This window comes from [Bacillus] selenitireducens MLS10, from assembly GCF_000093085.1.
Taxonomy (GTDB): Bacteria; Bacillota; Bacilli; order Bacillales; family Salisediminibacteriaceae; genus Salisediminibacterium; species Salisediminibacterium selenitireducens.
In genome coordinates, this window is sequence record NC_014219.1 from 3,115,903 (window position 1) to 3,132,205 (window position 16,303).

A 16,303-nucleotide genomic window follows, 5' to 3' on the forward strand; every position below is an offset into this window, starting at 1 on the left:
ATCAGATGGATGATTGGGATGCCGTTCGGCATCGTGTGACTCTGCATCTCTTTTCCTGTTGTCCATTCAGAGGACTTGATCATTCCTATTCTCCTTTCGCCACTGAATGTTGGATGATTCCTGGATTCTCCTGATTGTATAACACAAATAATCTGTGGAGAGCTCTTGTCATACTTACATAGAGCAGTTTCACATCGAGCGAATTCTCTTTGAACGGTTCTTGATCGGTATATATCATGACAACATCAAATTCGAGCCCTTTTGAAAGATAAGATGGGAGGACAACGAGATCCGCATGACTGTAGTTAGCATGCTCATCCAGAAGTTCCACTGTAAGTGAGTTGGCCTGTTTTCGAAGTGAATCCGCAATTAATTCAGCTTCATGGCCCGTTTTTGTGATAACGGCAAAAGACTGATAATGTTGTGTCGTCAACCTGTAATAGATATCGAGAATCGTATTCATCGCTTCCTTTTGAGTGTCACAGAGAATCCCTTCAGGTTCTTTATCGTGGCGTACAACCGGTTCTGCAAGGACCATGCCTTTGTATGGCGCCAACTGAATCACACAGTTCGCCTTTTCCATGATTTCAACCGTAGTCCGATAACTCTTTTTCAAAATTTTATAGTTCGCGTTTGGAAAAATATCTTCAATAACCTGATTCCAATCCGAGATCGCACGATACCCATGAATTCCCTGCGACAAATCGCCGAGAATAGTAAAGAGAGAGGTCTGACTGACTTTTCTTAATACAAATAATTCTAAATATGAATAATCCTGTGCCTCATCGATAAAGATATTTTTATATTTCTTCTCCTGGTCTGTTCCGAATAGAGCCTGTTCCACGTAGAGAAGGATGGCGGCATCTTCAAGATCCAGTTCTTTCGTTTTGAACAGCTTTCTCTGACGGGTTACCAACTGAGAAATATTATCCTCACTGAGATCATCCCCGAAATACGTTTTGGATACTTCTTTTTTCGTCAGGAGATCTTTAACTAAAGAAACCGTTTTTTTTCGAGGTAACTGTTTCGTGAAATCCGGTACGATCCGCTTCTTTTCCAGTTTCATCTTTTCAAGATGTGCTTCTCTTTTGTCCCACAGGCGTACAACACGTTTACGACGATCTTCTGTATCTTTGATCCGATTTCTCACCTGATCGATTTTATTATCGTATATCTCCTCAACCTCTCTTATGAGTAGATCTGCTTTTTGTTTTACCGTCATTTTTAAGACTTCTTTGATTTTGGATAATCTCTGATAAGGAGGCAAATACGTATATTCCTCTACAAATAATGTGCGGAGTTCGTCGCGGCTCATCAAGGTATAACGGTCCAACCTGATATCCTCATCCGGAAGCCAGTCTGACACAACATCCCCAATGTACCGATCAAGTGCACATTTCATTGCCTTAGAGCCCTTAAATGAGGCTATCCATTGCTCATGATGATCTGGTCCATCAATCAGTATTTGGAGACGTTGATCTTTTGAGACAAAACGAAGTTCATTCCCGAGAATCGATGTCGCATACGCTATGAATGTCGTCTGCGTGACCTGATCAACTCCAAGCTCAGGAAGCACTTCTGATACATAGTCAAGAAACAAGTGGTTCGGTGCAAGAATCATTAGTTCTGACGGATCAAAATCCTCTGCAAACTGATATATATAATAGGCCATTCTGTGAAGTGCAATGGTTGTCTTTCCACTTCCCGCCACGCCTTGCACAATCATTGGTCGGTTCATTTCAGCACGGATTACCTGGTTTTGTTCGGCCTGAATCGTTGAAACAATATCTTTTAAGCGGTTATCTGCACTAGTCGTCAATGATTCCTGCAAGATTTGATCACGTGCCGTAAGATCAATGTCGCGCATATCGAGCAGGGTGCGCTTCTCTATCTGAAACTGACGCTTAAGTTGGAGCTCTCCTTCATACATGTAACCATTTGCTTCGTATGAGACATCTCCTAACTGACCTTCGTAATAAAGATTAGCAATTGGCGAACGCCAATCCACGATCACAGGTTCATGACTCTCCCTGTCAGATAACGAAGTTTTGCCGATATACAACACATCTGCCGTCTCGTGGCCTCGAGGCTTATAATCCATTCTCGCGAAATACGGTTTCTCTTTCAGGCTCCGCAACTGATGCAACTTGTTGCCTGTTGTGTCGAGTAAATTGGCATTCGCCAAAATATTAACGTAACTGTTTGAACTGTCGAGATGATCGAGATCAATCAATGCCTGTTTTATATGTTGTTTGTATTCAATCCGACTTTGTTCTGCAGCATCCAGTACGTCCTCAATATATGCGACTGTTTCAGCAAGCCGCTCTTCTTCTTTTCGTCTACTGCGCTCTGTATGGTTCAATTGAATTCCCTCCACTGCTTTCTTTTGCCCAGTATATCATTTCCCCTCTACTCCATCATTACACGATTTCACACACATTCCTGTAAGCTTTGAGAATCAGCCGCGAATGCCTCTGTCATGGGATTTCCGAAAAGATTGAATGCATTTATGGCCAATCTCACAGGCAAAAGGTATTTACACAGTTTGTGTATATGTTAGCATGACAGACAGATTAGATAGAAAGAGGGGAATTAAATTATGAAGAAAAAATTATTTACCGGACTCTCACTCGCTGCGACAATGGCAGTCGTTGCCGCATGCGGGGGAAATGATGAAGGCAACACCGGTGATAACAATAACCTGTTAGACGGTAACAATCAGGAGGAAGCACCTGATAATGACATGAACGATGAAGCTGCCATGGAAGGCGAGCTCGAAGGTGACCTCGAGGACGAAATGGAAATGGAGATGCCGGAACCGGATCTCGACGGCATTCCTGATGTCGTGGCTGAAGTAAACGGCGAAGAAATCAGCCAGGAAGAATTCCTTGCCACATACGAGCCGCAGTTCCAGCAGATGGCGATGCAGTCCCAGATGACAGGAGAAGAAGTCGATGAAGCTCAGATCCGCGATATGGTTGCGGATTCCATGGTCAATAACACTCTGTTAATCCAGGAAGCCGACAGCCAAGGAATTGAAGCAACAGACGAAGATATTGAACAGCTTCTGACTGAGCTTGCCCAGCAGAACCAGATGGAATCTTCGGATCAGTTCCTCCAGGCGCTTGAAGAGCAGGGAACACCGGAAGATGTAGTGATGGATCAGGTGGAAATGCAGGTCAAGGTCGATCAGCTGATTGCCAATGAGGCTGGTGAGATCGATGTAAGCGATGCGGAAGTCGAAGAGATGTACGCGCAGCTTGAAGCCCAGCAGGAACAGAGCGGCGGCGAACTGCCACCACTCGACGAAATCCGCACTGAAATCGAAGATGAAGTAAGAAACCAACAGGAAATGGAATTCGCCCAAACCCTTCTGGATGATCTCCGAAGTGATGCGGATATCACCGTTCACCTGTAAAAACCAAGTATAATCAAGCAGAAGAGGCGCCCCCCAAGTTGGGAGCGCCTCTTTGTTATGCCATCATGCTTATTGAACTTCCACAGATCCTGAGATTTCAGTATCATCAGAGATATCCGCAGATGCTTCATACTCTTCGCTTGCAAAGTATACATTGCCTTCAACGGTCATGCCGTTCAGGACAAAGCCATTGGCTTCCACGTAGATGTCACCAACGAATGTACCGTACTGGAGACGGCCGTTTTCATTACGGACCGTCAGGCTTGGTGCTTCAAGGGTATGCGTTTCTGTGACATTGCGGTCTGCATCCTGCTCATAAAGGGCAAGCTTACGCTCCGGCTCATCACGGTTCTCCTGATCGCCTTCCATAACGAGATCCTCGTCAGTCGTTATGTCACCGTAGAAGTGGAGGATCCACGCACCGTCTGCACCGATGTAAGAAAGCAAGCTCTCTTCATCCATAACCTCATGGTACGTTGCACCGGTCATGCCGTCCATGGCCATTTCTTCACCGTCGACATAAATCGTACCGGAAATCTCTGTATCTTCACTGATGTCAGATGATTCGAAGTATTCTTCTCCTGCAAAGTGAACATCACCTTCAACTGTCATACCGTTTAATACGAATCCGTTTGCTTCCACGTAGATATCACCGATGAAACCACCGTACTGCAGGCGGCCGTTTTCATTACGGACCGTCAGGCTCGGTGCTTCAAGCGTGTGTGTTTCTGTGACATTGCGGTCTTCGTCCTGCTCATACAGGGCAAGCTTACGCTCCGGCTCATCACGGTTCTCCTGGTCACCTTCCATCACAAGATCTTGATCTGTCGTGACATCATCATAGAAATGGAGAATCCAGGCTCCGTCTGCGCCAATGTAAGAAAGAAGTGAATCTTCGTCCATGACCTCATTGTACGTTGCACCGGTCATACCGTCCTCTTCATTCTCATTGTCATTGACATTCTCTTCATTGTTGTCGTTCACTTCATTCCCTGCGGTTTCCTCATTGTTGTCTCCGCACGCTGCCAATACGGACACCAAAAGTGCTGCTGAAACGAGACTTAACGCTTTTCTTTTCATGTTGAACCCCTCCGTTTTGCTTTCTTTTTGTGTTTAGACTTGATGATAAGTGATTACTCACTTTCAATTTGAATTGTATCACGCAACCTCGCCGGGACATTTGTTCATATGTGAATATTTGGTTAAAATAGTTTTAAATGTTAACTAATGTGAAAGCCTGTTATCTTTCAAAACGTTGACAGGCCTGCGTTTTCGATGATTTTATGCTGTTCTGATTTGTGGCTTTTCTGTGAAGAGAATCGCCTGTTGTTCGCTCTTTTGTCACATTCGGCATTCCGACGTTGCTGTTCTGCCGGCATGCAAACAGAAAAAGGCCCCGACAGGGACCTTTCTCGGTATCTCCTTTTTATCTTTTCAGAACCACTATGATCAGATTGCCCATTTGCGGTTCTCCGTAAAGGAGACGGTGAGCCAGTGCGTATCTTTGCCTGCTGCCGCTGCGATCTCCCCGCGGATCTGATCCTGAACCTTCACTGAGTCCACCGTGGATTTGGGTGTAATCACATAGTCGATCTCAATCCAGATGACATTTCCGGTTCTTGAGAGGCGGATGAAGGATTCTTTCATCCCGAACCGTTCCTCAATCTCTTTTACCTTCTGCTCAATTGGACCGGCCTGTTCGTGATCAAGCCGCATCTCGAGAAGTTCGTGCAGTGCTTTCTTCATCTCCACCACCGGAACCCGGATGAAATAGCCTGTGACAAGGAGGACCATAACCGGATCGGTATAAGGGACGAGAAACGAAAGCGTGTCTGAAAGGGACAACAGACCCGCAAGCAGGAAACCGGTCAATACTCCAGTACTGACAAGCGTATCCATCATCCACTGGTTTTGTTCCGCCTTGATGAGGCCTGTTTTGGAACGTTTCGATGCCTGACGGAACCAAAGCAGGAACAACAGGCAGACCAGGGTTGCAAATGCTGAGTAAATCATGGCTGCACCCAGGATCATATCCCTGCCACCGGTAAACAGCGCCAGAAGCGCGGTAATAAACGAACCCGCCACGAGTATCGTAATCGCTGTGTACTTTATCAGGATGACGAGGGGTTCGATCATGCTCTTACCAAACGGATAGTTTTTCGTGTCTTTTTTACTCATAAATGCTGCCGCGTATAGCGACAGCATCGATAATGCCACACTGATCAGGGAATAAAGGCCGTCAAAGAGAATCATCTGTGAGGATACGAGAATCCCGACGATGATCCCGCCAAAAGCGAAAGCGACGGCGCCGTAAACCGAAAAAGTCAGAAGGCGTTTTTCATTTTGTTGTGCTGTCATGTTCAATTTCTCCTTTTAAGCTCCGATTGCGCGCTGAAGAAGCTTTTTCACGTTGCTTCTTGCAGTCTCTTCGTCTTGTTGCCGCTGCTTAGATAAGTAATAGGCCTCAGCGGCGTGTTCCGTGACACCGACAATGAGCTTTGCCAGCTCTTCTTTGCCGGAATAAGGGCCTGCCGAATCGATCCGCCCCGTCAACCATTCATAATACGGTCTGTAAATGCTGTCCCACTTCTCAAAGCTGTCATCAAAGGCAAAGCCGGAATAAAGAAACGTAATGAGATCACTCGTCTCACGTGTTACGTCAAAGCTCACATCAATGATCACATCGACTGTCCCTGAGAGGTTCAGCCCTTCTGCCTGTCTCTGAATGCGCGCCAGTTGATCATGCAGAATCGACGAGGCAATTTCTGTGACGAGATCACTCTTGGCTCCGAAATAGAGATAATACGTGCCCTGTGCGACGCCTGCCCGTTTCACGATCTGTGAGACCGATGTCTTGTCATACCCCTGTTCTTTGATCAGGGCCGTTGCAGCCTCAATGATCTTTTGTTTTTTATCCATAGCGACCCCTCTCTTCAACTGACTGACTATCAGTCATTTTACATGATGTCCATAAAAAAAGCAAGGGGAAGTCCCCCTTGCCGAAATTAACGCTGATGAATCTTGTCGATGAGCCGTTTACTGTCCGTATCATGGACAATCCCGGACAGATAGTCCTCAGGTGCAAAATCCGCCTCGATCATATGCCCGAAAAGCGCCAGGAGAGAATCGTAATAGCCATTGATGTTTAGCAGACAGCAAGGCTTGTCATGATAGCCGATCTTCGCCCAACTGTATACTTCAAACCATTCTTCGAGGGTACCGAGACCTCCGGGGAACGCGATAAAGGCGTCGCCCTCTTGCATCATGACTTTCTTCCTCGTGGGCATATCCGCGACAATGCGGAGATCGGTCAATCGCCGATAGGACCGCTCCCTGTTTGCAAGTTTCTCCGGCATAACCCCAATGACCTTGCCGCCGTGATCCAGAACCCCGTCCGCCATCGCGCGCATGCAGCCGATGCCTGCACCGCCGTAAACGAGGGTCAACTCCCGCTCAGCCATGGCTTTGCCGAGCTGATACGCTTCTCTCATATAAACCGGATCCGATCCTTCCCGGGATCCGCAAAACACCGTGATGGCTTTCATGGTAAGCATCGCTCCTTTAATCGGTTGTTTTCAGCTTCACCACGATCAGGAAAAACGCAATAAATGCGATCATATAAATCGTGCCGCCAATGATGTAAAACAGCAGTAATGCGAGTTCCGGCAGTCCAAACGGGTTGCCCTGATACAGGTACATCCCGAGATTCAGACTCACCGATCCGATAATCGCCGAAAAGACGTGAATCCGTGCCAGAATCGGTGTTGCCGGTTTAAACGCCTGATAAAAGATTCCCCACCCCATCGTGGTCAAAAATCCGGACACGAGCATATGGGCATGGAAGGTGCGCATGGCGTAGCTGCCGGCACCCGCCATATGTGAGCCGATCATCACCCCGATCAGGCCAAAGACAGCGCTCGTAATCAACAGTGCTTTTGCATAAGTGGTCATTGAACGTCCTCCTTCAAATATGTGCTGTTTTTATCTTACATGATTTTGCTGCATCAGAAAAAAGAAATCCCCCACGAAAACAACCCGCTTACGATGGCGGGTTGTTTCTCTCTCTCAGCATGGATTTGATCTCCTTCAAATCTTCTTTCAGCTCTCTGTTCTCCTGAAACAGCCGCTCCATCTGTTCCTGATGCACCTCTTCATTCTCATGACCGAGGTAATCGAGAATGACGGCAACGACGAGGTTCAGGATGACCAGGGCCCCGATGACGATGAATGTCACAAAATAAAACCACGCCCACGGAATCTCCGCGATGACCGGTCTTGCCACCTGACTCGCCCAGGATTCAAACGTGACCACCTGCAGGAGCGTGAAGAGCGAATGATGGAAGCTTCCAAAGAACTCATACGGAAGCACATCCCGGAAAAAGGTCGTCCCGATAATCGCATAGATGGAGAAAATCAGTGCTGTCAGTCCCATGATCCCCGTCAGAGCAGGAATTGAACGGACGAGAGAGTCGATGATTTTCCTGAGCGCGGGAATCGCCGGAATCATGCGAATGAGCCGGAGCACCCGGATCAGTCGCAGGACGCTGACCATCGGCGTATTGTAAAAAGCGAGACTCAGGACAACAATGGTAAAGTCAAAGTAGTTCCACGGATCACGGAAATACCCCCTCACACCGAGCCCGATCATCTTAATGGCCAGTTCGGCAACAAAGATCCAGACGATGATTGTATCCAGCAGAAGGAGCCAGTCGTTCCCCTGTATGTAGGATTCCGCCACGATGACAAGGCCATTCAGAATGATGATCCCGATAATTACGGGCTGAAAGGACGGGTGAAGAGCGATGTGCTTCATCCGTCCGCGAAATGTCTGTTTATCTGTCATGGCAAATCAACCTGCTTCTGTTCAAATTGCGGCAACAGATGCCGCACCGTCAGTTTACCGGTTCGACGCTCAGTCTTCAACCCGGATCACCTCAATACCGTACCGTTCAAGATACGCTTTGGACACCGCATCCGGGTAGCCTTCCGAATAATAGACGCTCCGGATCCCGGCTCCGTTGATTTTCTCCGCACACTGCCGGCACGGAAAGGTCGTGGAAAAAAGCACACACCCCTCAGTGGAGATGCCTCTTCGCTGCATCTGAAACATCGCATTGGCCTCCGCGTGAAACGCATCGCACGGGTATTCATCCTGGTACTCACCGGACTGAATCAGCCCCTGTTTCTTGGCTTCAAACCTCGGGCATCCCCCGTCCACGCAGTGAGGCTGTCCGGATGGATAGCCGTTGTAGCCCGTGGAAAGGATATTCCGTTTGTCCTTATCGAGGCTGTTCACGATCACGGCCCCAACCCGGCGCGAACCGCATGTGGATCTGAGTGATGCAATATACGCCTTTGACATAAAATACTGTTCCCAGTCGTCTCGCTCCCCGAGGGGGATGGTGCTGACGAGGGCTTTGATTTCTTTTAGGATACTCAATTCAGCTTCACCTCACGCCTCTCATTGTATCACTCTGACTGCCCGGAGGGTTATGATTTTTTCTGCCAACGGTTCTGTGCTACACTTGCACAAACATCTTTGCAGGAGGTGACGAAAGTCATGGAAATCACCGATGAAGGACTTCGCTTTCTCACGCAGCTCGCAGACAGGCAGCACAAATATCATGTCCGGATCGGTCACCGCTTCGGAAAGCGCTGAGGCACCTCAGACTTTCGGCTGACTCTGGACGAGTCACCTCAACCGAATCACGATCCGAGCCACAGCATCACCGTCGGCAGACTCACCTTCCTTTTTGATCCGGAGGCTGTCCCTCACCGGCACCGGCTGCGCATTGACTGTCAAAACGGCCGTCTTCAATTGGCGGATACGTCCCAACTCACTGGAGGCATGTAAAATGGAAAAAGTACTCGTACTCGGTGGTACCCGCTTTTTCGGGAAACGCCTCACGGAACGTCTGTTAAAAGAAGGAAAAGAAGTTACCCTCGCCACGCGGGGCGAAAGCGGTAACCCATTTGGCAATACCGTTCATCACCTGAAGGTTGACCGCTTTAACCGCGGCTCAATGGAGAAGATCTTTCAGGACGGCGAATGGGATGTGATTTACGATCAGATCTGCTTTTCCCCGGACGACGCCATGGACGCCGTTGATATTTTCAGCGGCAGAACCGGACGCTACGTCTTCACATCGACGTTGAGCGTCTACGACTTTGATGACAAGGGCTGCAAAAAAGAGGACGATTTCGACCCGTTTCACTATCCTCTGAAAGAAGGACGAAAAGAAGCCTTCAGCTACGGCGAAGGAAAGCGCCTCGCCGAAGCCGTCTTCGCCCAAAAAGCCGATTTCCCTGTCACCATGGTCCGACCACCGATCGTCGTCGGTACGGATGACTATACAAAACGGCTTCAGTACTACATGCAGCGTATCCAAAACCGTCAACCGATCGGGCTCGATCAGCCTGATGCCAGGCTCTCCTTCGTCCATGCCGGAGAGCTCGCGGACTTTCTTTACTTTGCCGGTCATGAAACATTCACAGGGCCCGTCAATACGAGCAGCCCGGATGCAGTGAGCCTTCATGAACTGATGCAGCTCATGCAACATGAGCTGCAAGATGGATCCGTCATCATTCAACCGACCTCCGATTCCGTAGAAGCCTCACCCATGAATTTCCCCGCCTCCTATTACCAGGACGTGAATCGGGCAAAAGAGGCAGGATTCGCCTTTTCACCAATGAGCAACTGGCTCCCCGGTCTGATCCGGGACCTCAAACATTCAATCAGCTGAATACGCCCGGCCGGTCATCGACTCAGATGGCCGGTTTTTGGTTTTCATCTTCATAAAAACAGGTAAAGAACCCCGATGATCACCAAAATCACCCACCTACTGGAGGAATCCCTGATGAAAAAAATCACGAGAACGTATCTCAATCACCTTTATGAACGCTTTGATGCGCGCTTTGACGGCCAGGAAGAGTTCATTCAGGCCGTCCATTCCTTTCTTGAATCCGTCGCACCGGTCCTCGACCGCCACCCTCACTGGCGGGATGCGAACCTCACAGAAGCCCTCCTCTATCCGGAACGGCTGATTTCCTTTAAGGTCAAATGGCTCGATGACAAAGGAACCTTACGAATCAATCAGGGCTACCGCATCCAGTTTAACGGTGAACTCGGCCCATACAAAGGCGGTCTCCGGTTTGATCCTTCCGTCACCCCGTCGGTCATCTCCTTTCTCGGCTTTGAACAGACGTTTAAAAATGCCCTCACCGGACTTCCCATCGGCAGTGGCAAGGGCGGCGCGGATTTCGATCCGTCCGAAGCCTCCGAAGACGAGATTCGCCGCTTCAGTGAAGCCTTCATCAGTGAACTCGCCCATCACATCGGAGAAGACCGGGACGTGCCGGCAGGCGATGTCGGCGTCGGAAGCCGGGAGATCAGCTATTTCGCGAGACGCTATGAAGACATTCATGCCACGTCGTCACCCGGTACGTTCACGGGAAAACCGCCGGGACGCAACGGTCTGAAGGGCCGGGAGGAAGCGACAGGCTATGGTCTGATCTATTTCGTCGAGGAGATGCTTCGCCATCAGGAAACGGGCCTTGAAGGGAAACGGATTGCCGTCTCCGGCGCAGGCAATGTCTCCCTTCATGCCATGCAAAAAGCCAAGGACAAGGGCGGTATCATTGTCGCCTGCAGCGATTCGTCGGGCATGATCACGAATAACGATGGACTCGATATCGAAGCGGTCCGAAAGACGAAGGAGAAGGGCGGCTCGCTGAAAGATCTCGCCGACGGCACAAAGACCATCACGTATCAATCCGACTCCGGTGCCATCTGGCAGGTCAAAGCGGATATCGCCCTCCCCTGTGCCATGGAAAATGAACTGAAAGAGGACGATGCAAAAACCCTCATCACAAACGGAATCTCTCTCGTCGCAGAGGGGGCCAATATGCCGTGTACCCCGGATGCCATCATGGCATTCCTGCAAAACGACGTCCTGTTCGGTCCCGGTAAAGCCTCCAATGCCGGGGGTGTTGTCGCCTCGGTCTTTGAAATGGCTCAGGCGAAGGAACAGATCCCATGGACGTTCGAAAAGACCGATGAACACCTTGAACGGCAGATGACAGAGATTTACCGCCGCTGCCAGGATGCCGCAAACACATATGGCGATGGCAAAAACCTCGATCAGGGGGCCAATATTGCCGGTTTCCTCCGCATCCTCGAAGCCTCCGCTGACTCCTGATTACTTTCCACTTCACAGACAGTGATAATTGATTGTCACGGTGCTTTGATTGTATCATGGAAGAAACGGCTCCCGTAATGGGAACCACTCTGACTGGAGGTTTTTTCAGATGACGATTACAGAGCGGAACAGCGCGTTCGGCTGGCATCTCGAACAAAGCTATATAAAGGAATTGCCGGAACTCTTCTACAGGATTACCGATGCACAACAGGTTCAGAACCCTGAGCTGCTTCTCTTTAATGATACGCTCGCCAAAGAAATCGGGCTGGACCCGGATCAGCTCGATGCATCCATCACCGCCATTTTCGCAGGAAATGCCTTTCCTAAAGGGGCCCTTCCCTTCTCTCAGGCATATGCGGGCCACCAGTTTGGCAACTTCACAATGCTCGGTGACGGACGGGCGGTCATGATCGGCGAACAGATCACACCCGCCGGCAAGCGTGTTGACCTGCAATTGAAAGGCTCCGGAATCACCGAATTCTCCCGGGGCGGGGACGGGCGCGCGGCGCTCGGGCCGATGTTGCGGGAATACCTCATCAGTGAGGCCCTCCACGCCCTGGGAATCCCGGCAAACCGGGCCCTTGCCATCGTGACAACCGGGTCGCCGGTGTACCGGCAGACCATTCAGCCCGGTGCGGTCTTGACGAGGGTTGCGGACAGCCATCTCCGTGTCGGAACCTTTCAGTACGCCGCACAATTTGGTTCTGACGACGATGTTCGCTCGCTTGCCGACTATGCCATTCGCCGTCACGATCCGGATCTCGCCGAAGAACCGGACCGCTATCACCGCTTTTTAAAGCGCGTGATGGACCGGCAGGCGAAACTTATGGCGGACTGGCTTCATATCGGGTTTATTCACGGTGTGATGAATACGGACAATATGACCATCAGCGGGGAATCCATCGATTTTGGCCCGTGTGCCTTTCTCGATCATTATGACCCGGCAACCGTATTCAGCTCCATTGACCGCGAAGGCCGTTATGCCTATGGCAATCAGCCTTATATCGCATCATGGAACCTCGCGAGGCTCGCCGAGACCCTGATCCCGCTTATTCATGACGATCAGGATGAGGCCATTGCGATCCTTCAGGAGGATATGAAAGCCTTCGCCGAACTCTATCAGTCTTACTGGCTTGACGGCATGCGCCGAAAACTTGGCCTGAAAGAGAGCAAAGACGGCGACAGCACCCTGTTCACCGAACTTCTTCAGTGGATGGAGGAGAACAAGGCAGACTTCACCAACACGTTCCGCTCCCTTTCTGACGGCAGCGTGCCGGATCAGGCCGATGGCCGGCTCAATGACTGGATCACACGCTGGCAGGAACGAATCAAGTCGGAAGGGCGCTCCGTTGTAGAAGCCCAAACGATGATGCGCACCGTCAATCCGGCGGTGATCCCGAGAAATCACCTTGTGGAAGAAGCCCTCGATCAAGCCGTGCAAAAGGATGATCTGACGCTCTTTCACGAGCTGTTGGCAGCCGTGAGACAGCCTTATGAGGGCACCGGGATCCCTCCGCGCTTCACCGAACCGCCTTCAAAACGGTTCACAGACGGCTATCAGACGTTTTGCGGAACGTGACGGACGTATCTGTTTTTAACAAATGAACAAAAAAATGCCCTGGTGAGGAATCATCCTCAGTCAGGGCATTTGTGTGTGTTTGTCTCTTAGGCGGCCTGTGAAGCCTTTGACACGTCTTTGTTCTTGAAGAACTTGCTGCGGATGTAAGGCACGACGTAGTAGTCGCCGCCGAATTTACCGGCATTGTGGCCTGCTGCAAGGATGAAGACAGTGAGAAGAACGAGCCATGGGTTACTTGAAATCGTGCCGGCGAACATGAACGCGAAGTTCATCATGATGCCGAAGAATGCGGCTGCTGTTGTCAGGATTCCAAGGATAAGACCGAGTCCGACAAGGAACTCTCCCCACGCGACCATAAAGCTGAAGATTCCGGCATTCGGAAGAGCGAAATTCTCGATAAAGGCGTGGTAGGTCGGATAAGTGGCCTGTACGGATTCATTCGCGACAACGCCGTTCAGATAGCCCGATGCATCAAACGGCTCACCTGTGATCTTGCCCCACCCAGCTGTTAACCACTGCCAGCCGATGTATACCCGTAAAAAAGTCAGAATTCCCGCTGCGATTTTGTTGTTTCTCAAAAAGTCCATAAACATGTTGCATTCCTCCTCAGGAAAAGTTGTATTTGGTGAGCCTGATCAACCACAGCCGGATAGATAAAGAAAAATGATGGCTAGTTGTGTGTGATCACTCACTCTCTGTTTGCTTGACCTAAGTATACAACGGTAAACACTGCAGCAGACGTGACAACTGTGTCCATTTCGTAGCAAAACGGTGTCTGATTTGTGACAAAAGGATGAGGAGTTCACACTTCCCTTTCATTTGAAACGCAAATAAGCCCCTTAAAGAGGCTGTTTTACCTGATCGGCCTCTTTAAGGGGAAATCTCTTGCCTGTTCGACACACCGGATTTGCGAATCGTCGGTTTACGTTTTCCATCTTTTTCAGAATGATCCGGTTCTCATCAAGTGTCCAGCCCGACGGTTGCATGCTAAATACCGGCTGAAGCTGATCACTCAGATACACCTTCCATTCACGGATCCAGAGTCTTCCCCTTGCCTTGCAGAAAATACTGCGAACATGACGCCTTCGTCAACGAACCATTCACCTCCACCTTTCATGCAAGTACGTGAGAACGTTTACTTTTTCCCGCATAGTGGAACCTTTTCCCTCTTATACCGTAGACAAATTTGTGGTAATTTTGTACAATATGAACAGAATTCGTACGATGCAGGAGGGATTATTTTGGCCGTAACCGATATGACAGAGCGTTACCAGCACATTTATGATGAAATGAAACAATCGTTCAAGTGGTCCTTTGTGGATAAGAAAGTTCTCATGCACGCCGCCATGACCTTTGCCGGCGACAACATCCCTTTCGATGCCCCGAGATTCAAAGACCTGGCGGATCGGATCGCCAAAGATGCTTCCTTCTTCTCACCCCTGAAACAGGACAAACGTGTCACGGTGGCCGCCGTACTTGAATCAAAGTATGAGGATCCCTTTCGGCATTATCAGTACATGAAGAAAATTTATGATCTTCTGATACAGAAGAAATTCAAACGGGGCTCAGCCTCGTATTCGACCGCCCTCGTTATCCTCTCTGCCGCAAGCCGGAGTATTTCTCTCGATCAGCACGTCGACCGGACGATGGCGATTCATAAAGGGATGAAAAAAGAGCACCCCTTCATCACGTCCGAGCACGACTATCCACTTGCTTCTCTTCTTGCGGATCAGGTGGACGATCCGGCTGTCCTGATGACAAGAATTGAGGAAATCTATCACCGTCTGTCAAAAGCAGGCTTCAGAAAAGGCAATGACCTGCAGTTTCTGAGCCATATTCTGAGCCTCGACACCGATCATGAACCTGCCGAACTCGTCCGGCGCACGGCTGCCGCAAAAGATGAATGGAAAAAGAACGGCATGAAACATAAAGGGGTTCACTATCCGATCACCGGGCTGCTCGCCCTTGCCGGCGGGGACAGCCTGCTTTTTGAGATCATCGCTGAGACAGCCGCAGATCTGAACAGGCGAAAATCGTTCCGCTGGGAAAAAGACTGGAACAGCCTGGTTGCGGCGAATTTCACGATGAAAACGACCCTCGACCCCGATGAATCCCTGACGGTCAGTATGTATACGAGCCTCAACACCATCCTTGAAGCCCAAAATGCCGCCATGGTCGCCGCCGCATCGGCCGGGGCCGTCGCCGCGACGTCCTCGAACAATTGACACGAACACGAAAAACCGGAAGGCGGCCGTACAGGCCAGCTTTCCGGTTTTTCAGTCATCTTCCTGGTGGTTTTCGTTCAGAAGCTTTTTCCACTCGTCCACCATTTCCTTACCGAATGCATTCGATTTCTGCAGGCGTCTGTCGATCCGCTCAAGTCCGGACAAAACCGACGTGAGATCGTCGGAAATGCTTTCGAGCTCCGTTCGCTGCACTTTGATCACCCGGCGCATGCGGAGTGTTTTCTGCAGCTCTTTGGCAAGCTTATAGCCCCGTGCCGCATTAAAATGCTCCTGCTCAATTTCATGATAATACCGGCTCACTTCTTTATCCATACGGCTCTCAGTCTCAGACAGCTGCCGGCGCCACTGATCGATCTGTCTGACCTGGCTATGCATCGCACGGAACCGCTCCTCATAATCCAGTGCTTCCACCGGCATATCCGGGAGGTCCGGTTCCCCTTCTGCGTACATAAACTGATCCGGAAAGGCCTCGTTTAATTTAATGATCTGGCCATTGCCGTCATCAGCAATGAGCTGCTCCATATCAATCGGGGCACTCGGTTGGCGGATATCGAGAACGAGCCGCAAGTCAGGATCGAGGATCACATCAAGAATATGCCCGTGAAAACGGAACCCTTCTTCGATTTCCGTTTTTTCACCGGTCTCAACGGTCATCTGAATTTCTTCGACGAGTCCTTCATCCGAAATCGTCAGATTCAGCGTGTTTTTCGCATCTTCAAGGATCTTCCGTTTGGGCCTGAGTGCTTTTATATTCCGGACTTCAGCCATGCCATTCCCCACACTTTCCATTGGTATCTGTTCACACTATACGAAAGTTTTGTGAAAGATTCAATCATAACCGCATTTATTCAGCGATTCACGT

General features: G+C 49.8%; 15 protein-coding genes. 5 read left to right on the forward strand and 10 right to left on the reverse strand.

Annotated features, from left to right (window positions below; all coding sequences use genetic code 11):
• Positions 1-85: 85 nt before the first annotated feature.
• Positions 86-2,362, reverse strand: coding sequence for an RNA polymerase recycling motor HelD (gene helD / locus BSEL_RS14640; RefSeq protein ID WP_013173783.1), 2,277 nt, complete (start codon positions 2,360-2,362; stop codon positions 86-88).
• A gap of 237 nt (positions 2,363-2,599) precedes the next feature.
• On the opposite strand from helD, the gene BSEL_RS14645 reads away from it, so the two are divergent.
• A complete protein-coding gene (locus tag BSEL_RS14645; protein ID WP_013173784.1) occupies positions 2,600-3,418 on the forward strand; it encodes a SurA N-terminal domain-containing protein in 819 nt (272 codons plus the stop codon).
• Positions 3,419-3,487: 69 nt separating this feature from the next.
• On the opposite strand, the gene BSEL_RS14650 is transcribed toward BSEL_RS14645, so the two are convergent.
• From BSEL_RS14650 to BSEL_RS14680, 7 genes are all read right to left on the reverse strand, one after another.
• Entirely contained in the window at positions 3,488-4,498 is a 1,011-nt protein-coding gene (locus BSEL_RS14650; protein WP_013173785.1) for a hypothetical protein, read from the reverse strand.
• Positions 4,499-4,867: 369 nt separating this feature from the next.
• Positions 4,868-5,776 carry a cation diffusion facilitator family transporter gene (locus tag BSEL_RS14655; protein ID WP_013173786.1) on the reverse strand — a complete coding sequence of 303 codons (909 nt, stop codon included), beginning with the start codon at positions 5,774-5,776 and terminating at the stop codon, positions 4,868-4,870.
• 15 nt (positions 5,777-5,791) lie between these two features.
• Complete coding sequence (locus BSEL_RS14660) at positions 5,792-6,337, reverse strand: TetR family transcriptional regulator (protein ID WP_013173787.1); 546 nt, start codon at positions 6,335-6,337, stop codon at positions 5,792-5,794.
• Between the two features lie 86 nt (positions 6,338-6,423).
• Positions 6,424-6,963, reverse strand: a complete 540-nt coding sequence (locus tag BSEL_RS14665) for an LOG family protein (protein WP_013173788.1) — start codon at positions 6,961-6,963, stop codon at positions 6,424-6,426.
• A 16-nt stretch (positions 6,964-6,979) separates the two neighbouring features.
• Positions 6,980-7,369, reverse strand: a complete 390-nt coding sequence (locus BSEL_RS14670) for a hypothetical protein (protein WP_013173789.1) — start codon at positions 7,367-7,369, stop codon at positions 6,980-6,982.
• Between the two features lie 88 nt (positions 7,370-7,457).
• Positions 7,458-8,261: an ion transporter gene (locus tag BSEL_RS14675; RefSeq protein ID WP_013173790.1), complete on the reverse strand. Its 804-nt coding sequence runs from the start codon at positions 8,259-8,261 to the stop codon at positions 7,458-7,460.
• Positions 8,262-8,330: 69 nt separating this feature from the next.
• Positions 8,331-8,858, reverse strand: a complete 528-nt coding sequence (locus BSEL_RS14680; RefSeq protein ID WP_013173791.1) for a deoxycytidylate deaminase — start codon at positions 8,856-8,858, stop codon at positions 8,331-8,333.
• Between the two features lie 415 nt (positions 8,859-9,273).
• On the opposite strand from BSEL_RS14680, the gene BSEL_RS14685 reads away from it, so the two are divergent.
• The 3 genes from BSEL_RS14685 (at position 9,274) to BSEL_RS14695 (ending at position 13,195) form a co-directional block, all read left to right on the forward strand.
• On the forward strand, positions 9,274-10,161 hold the full coding sequence (locus BSEL_RS14685; RefSeq protein WP_013173793.1) for an NAD-dependent epimerase/dehydratase family protein: 888 nt from the start codon (positions 9,274-9,276) through the stop codon (positions 10,159-10,161).
• Between the two features lie 114 nt (positions 10,162-10,275).
• The gene (gdhA, locus tag BSEL_RS14690) at positions 10,276-11,616 is read left to right on the forward strand and encodes an NADP-specific glutamate dehydrogenase (protein ID WP_013173794.1); all 1,341 of its coding nucleotides are present in this window, start codon (positions 10,276-10,278) and stop codon (positions 11,614-11,616) included.
• A gap of 109 nt (positions 11,617-11,725) precedes the next feature.
• Positions 11,726-13,195, forward strand: coding sequence for a protein adenylyltransferase SelO (locus BSEL_RS14695; protein ID WP_013173795.1), 1,470 nt, complete (start codon positions 11,726-11,728; stop codon positions 13,193-13,195).
• An 86-nt stretch (positions 13,196-13,281) separates the two neighbouring features.
• On the opposite strand, the gene BSEL_RS14700 is transcribed toward BSEL_RS14695, so the two are convergent.
• A complete protein-coding gene (locus tag BSEL_RS14700) occupies positions 13,282-13,788 on the reverse strand; it encodes a DoxX family protein (RefSeq protein ID WP_013173374.1) in 507 nt (168 codons plus the stop codon).
• 648 nt (positions 13,789-14,436) lie between these two features.
• On the opposite strand from BSEL_RS14700, the gene BSEL_RS14710 reads away from it, so the two are divergent.
• Positions 14,437-15,420 (forward strand): DUF4003 domain-containing protein, encoded by a 984-nt coding sequence (locus BSEL_RS14710; RefSeq protein WP_013173796.1) that lies wholly within the window; start codon positions 14,437-14,439, stop codon positions 15,418-15,420.
• Between the two features lie 51 nt (positions 15,421-15,471).
• Here BSEL_RS14710 and BSEL_RS14715 read toward each other — a convergent pair whose 3' ends face one another.
• Entirely contained in the window at positions 15,472-16,209 is a 738-nt protein-coding gene (locus tag BSEL_RS14715; RefSeq protein ID WP_013173797.1) for a hypothetical protein, read from the reverse strand.
• Between the last annotated feature and the right edge of the window lie 94 nt (positions 16,210-16,303).

Bases quoted from the DNA above. Each gene is read 5' to 3' on its own strand.
- BSEL_RS14645 (WP_013173784.1), top strand. From the start codon at position 2,600: ATGAAGAAAAAATTATTTACCGGACTCTCACTCGCTGCGACAATGGCA.
- BSEL_RS14650 (WP_013173785.1), bottom strand. From the start codon at position 4,498: ATGAAAAGAAAAGCGTTAAGTCTCGTTTCAGCAGCACTTTTGGTGTCC.
- BSEL_RS14655 (WP_013173786.1), bottom strand. From the start codon at position 5,776: ATGACAGCACAACAAAATGAAAAACGCCTTCTGACTTTTTCGGTTTAC.
- BSEL_RS14660 (WP_013173787.1), bottom strand. From the start codon at position 6,337: ATGGATAAAAAACAAAAGATCATTGAGGCTGCAACGGCCCTGATCAAA.
- BSEL_RS14665 (WP_013173788.1), bottom strand. From the start codon at position 6,963: ATGAAAGCCATCACGGTGTTTTGCGGATCCCGGGAAGGATCGGATCCG.
- BSEL_RS14670 (WP_013173789.1), bottom strand. From the start codon at position 7,369: ATGACCACTTATGCAAAAGCACTGTTGATTACGAGCGCTGTCTTTGGC.
- BSEL_RS14675 (WP_013173790.1), bottom strand. From the start codon at position 8,261: ATGACAGATAAACAGACATTTCGCGGACGGATGAAGCACATCGCTCTT.
- BSEL_RS14685 (WP_013173793.1), top strand. From the start codon at position 9,274: ATGGAAAAAGTACTCGTACTCGGTGGTACCCGCTTTTTCGGGAAACGC.
- gdhA (WP_013173794.1), top strand. From the start codon at position 10,276: ATGAAAAAAATCACGAGAACGTATCTCAATCACCTTTATGAACGCTTT.
- BSEL_RS14695 (WP_013173795.1), top strand. From the start codon at position 11,726: ATGACGATTACAGAGCGGAACAGCGCGTTCGGCTGGCATCTCGAACAA.
- BSEL_RS14700 (WP_013173374.1), bottom strand. From the start codon at position 13,788: ATGTTTATGGACTTTTTGAGAAACAACAAAATCGCAGCGGGAATTCTG.
- BSEL_RS14715 (WP_013173797.1), bottom strand. From the start codon at position 16,209: ATGGCTGAAGTCCGGAATATAAAAGCACTCAGGCCCAAACGGAAGATC.